We start from the raw sequence: 7,128 nt of genomic DNA, 5'->3' as shown, positions 1-7,128 counted from the left end.
CTCGTGGGCGCGCAGGGCCTGACCTACGAGGCAGCGGCCGAGGTGATCGGCTGCCAAGTTGGCACCGTGAAGAGCCGGGTGAGCCGGGCGCGCGCGGTCCTGACGAGCCTGCTCGGGATGCCCGCAACCCGGGTCTCCGCTTAGGCGCTGACTTCAGGCCCGCCTCTGACGCTCCCTGACGTTCAAACCCTACACGGGGTTGAGAGAGAGCCTGCACCGCGCTCTGGCTCGTCTATGCGGCGATATCGAGTGGTTCCGACGCCGGCACTGGAGCAGGGGCGGGCAAACCGCGTCGGTAGATCAGCGACACGGCGTGCCAGAAGGCGGCCCCATCTCCCTCTGTGCGCTCGAGGCTTCTCTCGATCATGACGCGGGCCAGCTGCGCCAGAGCCTCAACCTCAGTCGGATCGACCTCTAGAGCTGCCATCTTGCGCCTCGTGATGTTAATCCCGGTAACATCAACGTGCATCGCAGCATTCTGATCCGGCATGGCGGGCCAGGCGGCGCTTCATAATGCGTGCCAGCGAAGGCTGTGGTGCGGCTACTCCTGATCCGCCTCGTGCGCGTGCAGACGCTTCACAGCGGTGCGGAGCTGGCCCGGCACGCCCCGGCCAGACGGTGCAGGACAGGTACTCTCAAGCAGCCTGGCAAGGGCATGAAGCTGTGGCTCATGCAAGCATGGGACGCGGAAGGGTCGAGGCAGCCATGGGTTCGTAAGCGTCATGCGGCGAAGCCCCTTTGGGGTGACGATGAGGATGGCAATGCGGGCCATGGGAGACCAACCATGGGAGGCGCCTCACATGAGCCTCGTGAGCAGGCGGTGCGCCTGAGAGGGGCCCGAAACGGTCTCGACCCCTGGAGCGTTCCTGACAGTCGAGCACGACAGGGCAGGAGGGTGTCATGGCCAGCTGGCGGTCCATGGATCGGGCCCCGCAGGACGGCCGGTGGATCGTGGCCATCAACCGGCACGAGCCCGACATTCGCGCCGTGATCCGCTGGGACCCGGAGCGCTTCGGCGATGCCCGCCCTTGGCACGTCGCTTCCTGCCGGCACAGCTACGCGGCCGACGCCTTCACCGACTGGATGCCGTTCCCGGACTGCCCACCCGCCGCTGAGGCCGACCAGTCAGCCAAATAGGAGACTATGACGATGGCTGCGGACAGTGCGGCTCTCCTCGTCCTGCAGGTGGAGCCCTGCGAGAACGACCCGAGCCGCTATCGTTGGCTCATCCGCGATCGTGACCACGTCGTGCGGCGATCCTGCTACTCGCTGGCCAGCGAGGAGGAGGCGCGCACCGAGGGAGAGGCAGCTCTCCAGGAGGCAGCCGCCATGTTGCGCGACAGCTCCTGAAGCGCAGAGGCGGGCGGGATGCTCCATAATGCCCAGCTGACGAACGTCCGCTTCTCGGGTGCTGCTTGGATCGGCTGAACAGCCGAAATGGGCGCGCAGCAGCCGTCTTGGGATGATCGGCAACTTCTCCGCTCCCAAACATCCTTGCGGGAGCCGGCCGAGTGGCGCGTAAGCTCGGTGTGCGGCCTAGCTCTCCGAGACTGTGACCTGATCCGCGATACCGTCTGTTTTGCCACTGAGACCCGGAACCTCATCAAGCTGTCGCAGACTGGTGAACCGGCCCCGCTCCTCCCGGTAACGCACGATCTCAAATCCGTGACCTCGCAGCACAGGCACGCTGTCCAGCTCCTCGGCGGTCGCCGTGTTGAGATCGACCATCGGACCTGCCCCGAGTCATGGTCCGACCGCAACGCCTGCAGCTTGCACACGTTCCGGTCCTGACTTCGTGAAACGGGCAGCGTCGGCACTTTCACGCAGGCGCCTGCTGACTGGCGGCCGCGCTGGGCAGTAGCCCCATCAGGGCCTGCAACGACGCGCTGGCCTCACCCGACCATACGAGGTGGGTGCGGTTGACCCGCAGATGCGGGGGCAGCGGATGGCGCTCCACGGCCGTGCTCAACACGGCCTGATCAAGCACCTCCGCCGGAACAATCGCCGCCCCTGTGCCGGCCGCCACGCACGCCACAATGGCGTGGTACGAACTCATCTCTAGAACCCGGTCCGGCGACACGCCGCCTTCAGCCAGCCACTCGATGAGGCGCTGGCGATAGGAGCAGCCATGCGGGAACGCCACCAGTGTTTGCCCACGTAGCGCGACAGCTTCGCGGATCGTCGGACCACCCCTGGCGGTGATCAGCACCAGTTCCTCGTCGAAGGCCGGAAGCGCAGAGAGGCTGCCCTTCTCAAAGGGCTCCGACACGAAGGCGGCCTCGACCTCGAAGCGGTCGAGCAGGCGCAGCAACGTGCGGGTCGTGCCGGTTTGCAGCTCGATCGTGACGTTGGGGTGCTGTGCGTGAAAAGCTGACAGGATCGGCGGCAACCTCGCGCCGGCTGCGCTTTCCAGAGAGCCCAGCCGCAGCACACCGCGCACGACGCCGCTACGCACCTCCTGCTCAGCTATGTCAGCCATCTGCAGCAGCTTCTCGGCGTGGCCCAGCAGTGTACGGCCTGCCTCGGTGAGGGTCAGGCTTCGTCCCTGGCGGCGGAACAGCGTCACACCCAGCCGCTCCTCGAACTGCTTGATCCGGGTCGTCACGTTGGACGGAACACGGTGCAGCAGGTTCGCCGCGCGCGTCACACCGCCCTCCCGCACCACGCTGCGGAAGATGTGCAGGTCGTCTAGATCCATCGTTCTCATATGAAGAATGATATGTCAGGAGAATTCATTTTCCAAGAACAAGCGGAGGGTGTTTGATAGGCTCGTCCCATGAGCATCACACGTCCTTCTCCCCCGCCCCACCCCCACCCGACTTGGCCGGTCGTTGGCAGCGGCATCGTCGCACTCGCCGTCGCCATGGGCGTCGGGCGCTTCGCCTTCACGCCGCTGATGCCGTTGATGATGCGCGACGGCACCTTGAGCGCTGCAGCCGGCGCGGAGTGGGCGGCTGCCAACTACGGCGGCTACCTTGTCGGTGCCCTGACCGCCTCCTGGTTCTCCGGCAACCCGCGTCGTGGCCTGCTGCTGAGCCTCATAGGCGTAGCGCTGACAACCCTGGCGACCGCGGGAGCCGATGCCATTCCCGGTGCTTTTGCCGGTGTCCTGCTGCGCGCGGCGGCGGGCGTGTTCAGTGCCTGGGCGTTGGTCTGCGCGAGCAGCTGGTGCTTGGCCGAACTCGCAAGGCGTCAGGTCTCGCAACTGGGAGCCTGGATCTACACTGGGGTCGGGCTCGGCATTGCGCTTGCCGGCATGCTGGCCTGGCTCGGCGGACGTCAGCCGGCGGACTGGCTGTGGCTGGAGCTGGGGCTCGTCGCCGGGGCAGGCGCGCTTCTCGTCTGGGCGCAGTCAGCAGGGCCGAGTACCGCCGCAGTGCGAATGGAGGAGCGTGAGGCGACGGCAGATGCGCTGGACAGCCGCGGTGGGCACCTGGCTCTGGTGCTCTGCTACGGCACCTTCGGGTTCGGCTACATCGTGCCGGCAACCTTCCTGCCCGCCATGGCCCGCGAGTTAGCCCCCGATCCCCTCGTGTTCGGACTGACTTGGCCGCTGTTCGGCTTGGCTGCTGCCCTCTCGGTCGCGGCTGTGGCACGCTGGCTAGCGGCTTGGCCGCGGAAACGAATCTGGGCCATGGCCCAGGGCATCATGGCGCTCGGCACCGCGCTGCCCCTGGTTGTGCAGGCCCTCTGGGCAATTGCCGCGTCGGCGATCTTCGTCGGCGGCACGTTCATGGTTGCCACGATGGCCGGCTTGCAACTGGCGCGTGAAGTGCGGCCCGACAATCCCACGCCGCTCCTGGCCCAGATGACCGCAGCCTTCGCTGCCGGGCAGATCGCAGGCCCTTTGGTCGTCCGCGCGCTCGGTCCGGGCCGCTGGGCTGGCGGGGATGCGCTGGGTTGGACCGGCGCGGCGGCCACGTTGCTCCTGGCGCTCACGGCGCTGTGGCTGTGGCGCGATGCCGAACCTTCGTTCAAGAGCCTGAGGCGAGCCTGATGAGCCCGAACCGTTCCGCCACCGCCATCCCAGCCTTCCCGGAAGCCGGTCTATCCGAGCGGCTGGGGCCGCCGGACACGCTCGACGCAGATCAGCAGGCCGCTGCCGACGAGCTGATCAACGGCCCACGCCGCGGCGTCTATGGCCCATTTCGGCCGCTATTGCACCGCCCGCCGCTCCTGCAGGCGGTCGCCAAGGTCGGCGAGACGCTGCGCTACGCAGGGACGCTCGATGATGCGTTGCGCGAATGGACGATCTGTGTGGTGGCCCGTGAGGTGTCCAACGTGTTCGAGTGGGACATGCACCTGCCGTTGGCCGAGGCCGCCGGCGTGCCCGCGGCTGCCCTGGCTGCCATTGAGCGGGGTACGGCGCTACCGGACGACCTGCGCAGCGACCTCGCACTTGCGCGTACCGTTGCTGCGGAACTCATCGGTCAGCATCGCTTGAACGACGAGACCTACGCCAATGCTATTCGGACCTGGGGCGAGGCGGGGACGGTCGAGCTGCTGACGCTGGTTGGGTACTTCGTGATGGTGTGTTGGCTGATGAACGTGGCACGCACGCCAGGGCCTGCATGATCCAGCTTTCGGTTCCGCAGGCAGACCACGTCACCATCTACCGGCAGCTACGTGTGCCAGATGGCGTGCTGGATCGAGCCGTTATCGAGTTCGCGCGGGCGCTCCGAACCTGATCAGCTTGTCGAGCCGACAGGTTTCAGCGCAGTCCAACAGGGCTTCGATGCTTTCCGTGCGCCGCCATCGGAAAGGTCGACGCGATCATTGAGGGTGTGAGGTCACGATGCGGTTCTCCCTCGGCCTTCTGATGGTTCTCGCATTTGGCGGCCTCGCATCCGCCATTGAGGCGTCGATCACGATCGAACGCCTACTCGGTGACGGTTAGGAGATCGCGGGATATGCGGGGAACCTCGACGTGCGAACCTCTCTGATCCTGTTCCGGAAGAAGGATGTGAAGCACCTCGTGCAGTGCTCCACCCTGTACGATGTGACGAGGAGCCAACGCGTCATCGTCAACTGCTACGAGCTTCGCTAGAGCAAGGCCGCAACCGAGTGCTGAGGGGCTTCTCCCGGTCTGACGGAGACGGACACAGCAGTTTCCTCAGGTGCTCGCCGGTCTCCGCCCGATCTCGATGGCTCTGCGGGCCATCAACAAGGCCCCTTTGCGCGAACGGGCTGCTCCAACGAAGCGGCGAGAGTGGGCGAATACGGCGTCGGGCACACCGCTGGCCATAGCCAGTTCAGCGTCGCGCAAGCCGGCCCAAGCCTCTGGTAGCGGAAGGCGCTGAGCGAACGAGCCAGGCTCCGGCGGCATGGCATCCACCATCCAGTTGCCGCTCGAGACCGGATATACGGCGTAGAGAACGGGGAGCGCATGCGCGAAGACCGCTCCTTCCCAAGGCATCTTCTGGTTGAGCTCTAGCACGCGCGGATCCGTCGACCGGGCATGAGCGTCGAGAACGGCAGCTTCAGCGGCTAGGCGCGCCCGTACTGCATCGATGCGCCGCTTCAGGGAGGCTTGCACCAGGTCTGCTGCCTGCAGGAAGGCTGCATCTTCCGCTGTGCGATCACCAACTGCGGGCGCGCTCCAGGCTGGGTTGAAGTCCTCAACAATCGCGGCAAGGCCTAGGGCATCTCCGGGACTGCCGACGCCATTGTCTGTCTCATCGATGCGCCGCACCAACTCGCGATCGATCACTGCTCCGACTTGCGCATCGAACTGCGCGGTATCAGGCGGGCCCGACACGCTCCGTACGGCGGCTTCACCGTAGTGGCGCCAGACCAGCCCGGCTGAACTGAAGGGCGTGCCATCCTCCCGCACCGGCGCGCCACGCTGATGATGGTCGAAACGACCCGCTGCGGGCTCGTAGGCTGCTCCTACGTCCCAGGCCAAGTCGGCCCGCGCGATCTCAGCCTCGTCGCGGGTTCGAACAAGCTCATGATCTCGCCCAACCTCACGCAGGCTGAGTGCCAGCCGAAGGACGGCATAGGCGAAGGTGTCATCGAGGTGGAAGGTCCCGCTATGGGTGACCAGCCGTGGAGTGGATGGCGGCATCACCTTCTCCGGTCGGCGCTTCGTCTGAATGGACCGGAGCGTGCCATCCGTCCTGATCCAAATACGGCTTCGCTCCTAGCCGAAGCGCAAAGCTGGCCGGAAAAATAATCAACCCCGATCAGTTTGAGCGCCTCGCTTGAGAACCACCCTGCTGGCGATGGCAGGTACGATTCGTTCATCGGCTTGCGACAGGTTCGAGGAGCGTCCGCTTTCCAGTAGCCCGACCTTGAGCTGCAGACGACCGATGTTGGCCGTAAGCGGCTCGTCCGCTTTGAGGCTTGGGAGGTGGGAGAGCGGACGTTCAGCGCGGTTGAGGAGAAGGCGTCAAAGTAACCCCTGGCGGACATCCTGCCGCAACCGACACAATGGCAATTGTTCCGGGTAGATCAGGGCCCGCGAGGCGAGATGAAGCCCAAGCCCCAGAAAGCCCTAGGAAAAATCAGCGCCGGAAGACGGGCTCGCTGACCCGACCGCGCACCCATCCGCCAAGTCTCATGCCGAGGAGTGGAGGCACCAGCGCCAAGACTGAAGCCCCAGCGGTGCCCACGCCCAGGGTCCTGCCTGTGGCCATTGCAACGGCGAGTGCGATGGTGGACGCCGTGCATGACAGCCCGAGCGCTTGAATAAGATCCTCTCGGATGAAGCCTAGCGACCCCAGAAACGGCGCAGCTGGGATCGAGGACACCTCGGTGGCGGCCGTCACCACCCTCGTTGCGGCGCCGGCCAGGGGAGCCAACCAAGGCTCGGGGCCCGGCGCTACGACAAGGCGGGGGCAGCAAGCCCTTAAACGCCAGACGCGATCAGGGCGAAGCCCAAGGCGACGATGGACTGGCCACCGAACGTGCCGTGCAGATAGGCGGCTGCGACTCGGGATCCGATCACGCTCGTTGCCAGCGTCGGCCAGAGCCGACGCACTAGCGCTCCGAACCGCGGCCCAGCCGCGAGGTTGCCACACAGGAGGCCTCCTATGCCAGCGGGCCCTCGTGCCGCGGAGGTGTTCCGCCGCGACCTCCGGCAATCGAACGAGATGAGCCGATCAGTGATGCTGGTGCGCCCAATCC

At 66.0% G+C, this 7,128-nt stretch carries 8 protein-coding genes; 5 read left to right on the top strand and 3 right to left on the bottom strand.

The annotated features are described in order from the left end of the window. The 3 genes from E1J50_RS25515 to E1J50_RS25505 form a co-directional block, all read left to right on the top strand. Window positions 1-144 (top strand): sigma factor-like helix-turn-helix DNA-binding protein (locus E1J50_RS25515; RefSeq protein WP_281024601.1); only part of this gene is annotated, 144 nt, incomplete at its 5' end. 756 nt (window positions 145-900) lie between these two features. Next, on the top strand, window positions 901-1,137 hold the full coding sequence (locus tag E1J50_RS25510) for a hypothetical protein (protein WP_132257007.1): 237 nt from the start codon (window positions 901-903) through the stop codon (window positions 1,135-1,137). A 12-nt stretch (window positions 1,138-1,149) separates the two neighbouring features. Then, on the top strand, window positions 1,150-1,350 hold the full coding sequence (locus E1J50_RS25505) for a hypothetical protein (RefSeq protein WP_132257005.1): 201 nt from the start codon (window positions 1,150-1,152) through the stop codon (window positions 1,348-1,350). A gap of 186 nt (window positions 1,351-1,536) precedes the next feature. Here E1J50_RS25505 and E1J50_RS25500 read toward each other — a convergent pair whose 3' ends face one another. Together E1J50_RS25500 and E1J50_RS25495 are read right to left on the bottom strand one after the other, a co-directional pair. Further along, on the bottom strand, window positions 1,537-1,728 hold the full coding sequence (locus tag E1J50_RS25500) for a ComEA family DNA-binding protein (RefSeq protein ID WP_132257003.1): 192 nt from the start codon (window positions 1,726-1,728) through the stop codon (window positions 1,537-1,539). Between the two features lie 91 nt (window positions 1,729-1,819). Continuing rightward, window positions 1,820-2,698 (bottom strand): LysR family transcriptional regulator, encoded by an 879-nt coding sequence (locus tag E1J50_RS25495; RefSeq protein ID WP_207919297.1) that lies wholly within the window; start codon window positions 2,696-2,698, stop codon window positions 1,820-1,822. A 78-nt stretch (window positions 2,699-2,776) separates the two neighbouring features. On the opposite strand from E1J50_RS25495, the gene E1J50_RS25490 reads away from it, so the two are divergent. Then, a complete protein-coding gene (locus E1J50_RS25490) occupies window positions 2,777-3,997 on the top strand; it encodes a YbfB/YjiJ family MFS transporter (protein WP_132256999.1) in 1,221 nt (406 codons plus the stop codon). Then, a complete protein-coding gene (locus tag E1J50_RS25485) occupies window positions 3,997-4,575 on the top strand; it encodes a carboxymuconolactone decarboxylase family protein (protein WP_132256997.1) in 579 nt (192 codons plus the stop codon). The genes E1J50_RS25490 and E1J50_RS25485 overlap by 1 nt, the downstream gene beginning before the upstream one ends. A 538-nt stretch (window positions 4,576-5,113) precedes the next feature. On the opposite strand, the gene E1J50_RS25475 is transcribed toward E1J50_RS25485, so the two are convergent. Next, the gene (locus E1J50_RS25475) at window positions 5,114-6,067 is read right to left on the bottom strand and encodes an MYG1 family protein (protein WP_132256995.1); all 954 of its coding nucleotides are present in this window, start codon (window positions 6,065-6,067) and stop codon (window positions 5,114-5,116) included. Between the last annotated feature and the right edge of the window lie 1,061 nt (window positions 6,068-7,128).

The organism is Methylobacterium segetis, assembly GCF_004348265.1.
GTDB classification, from domain to species: Bacteria; Pseudomonadota; Alphaproteobacteria; order Rhizobiales; family Beijerinckiaceae; genus Methylobacterium; species Methylobacterium segetis.
The sequence above is the reverse complement of the archived record's forward strand: the minus strand, read 5'-3'. Positions and strand labels throughout refer to the sequence as shown.

What these genes read in the sequence shown, in the direction of transcription:
- E1J50_RS25505 (WP_132257005.1), top strand. Translation starts at nt 1,150, where the DNA reads ATGGCTGCGGACAGTGCGGCTCTCCTCGTCCTGCAGGTGGAGCCCTGC.
- E1J50_RS25490 (WP_132256999.1), top strand. Translation starts at nt 2,777, where the DNA reads ATGAGCATCACACGTCCTTCTCCCCCGCCCCACCCCCACCCGACTTGG.
- E1J50_RS25495 (WP_207919297.1), bottom strand. Translation starts at nt 2,698, where the DNA reads ATGGATCTAGACGACCTGCACATCTTCCGCAGCGTGGTGCGGGAGGGC.
- E1J50_RS25485 (WP_132256997.1), top strand. Translation starts at nt 3,997, where the DNA reads ATGAGCCCGAACCGTTCCGCCACCGCCATCCCAGCCTTCCCGGAAGCC.
- E1J50_RS25500 (WP_132257003.1), bottom strand. Translation starts at nt 1,728, where the DNA reads ATGGTCGATCTCAACACGGCGACCGCCGAGGAGCTGGACAGCGTGCCT.
- E1J50_RS25510 (WP_132257007.1), top strand. Translation starts at nt 901, where the DNA reads ATGGCCAGCTGGCGGTCCATGGATCGGGCCCCGCAGGACGGCCGGTGG.
- E1J50_RS25475 (WP_132256995.1), bottom strand. Translation starts at nt 6,067, where the DNA reads ATGCCGCCATCCACTCCACGGCTGGTCACCCATAGCGGGACCTTCCAC.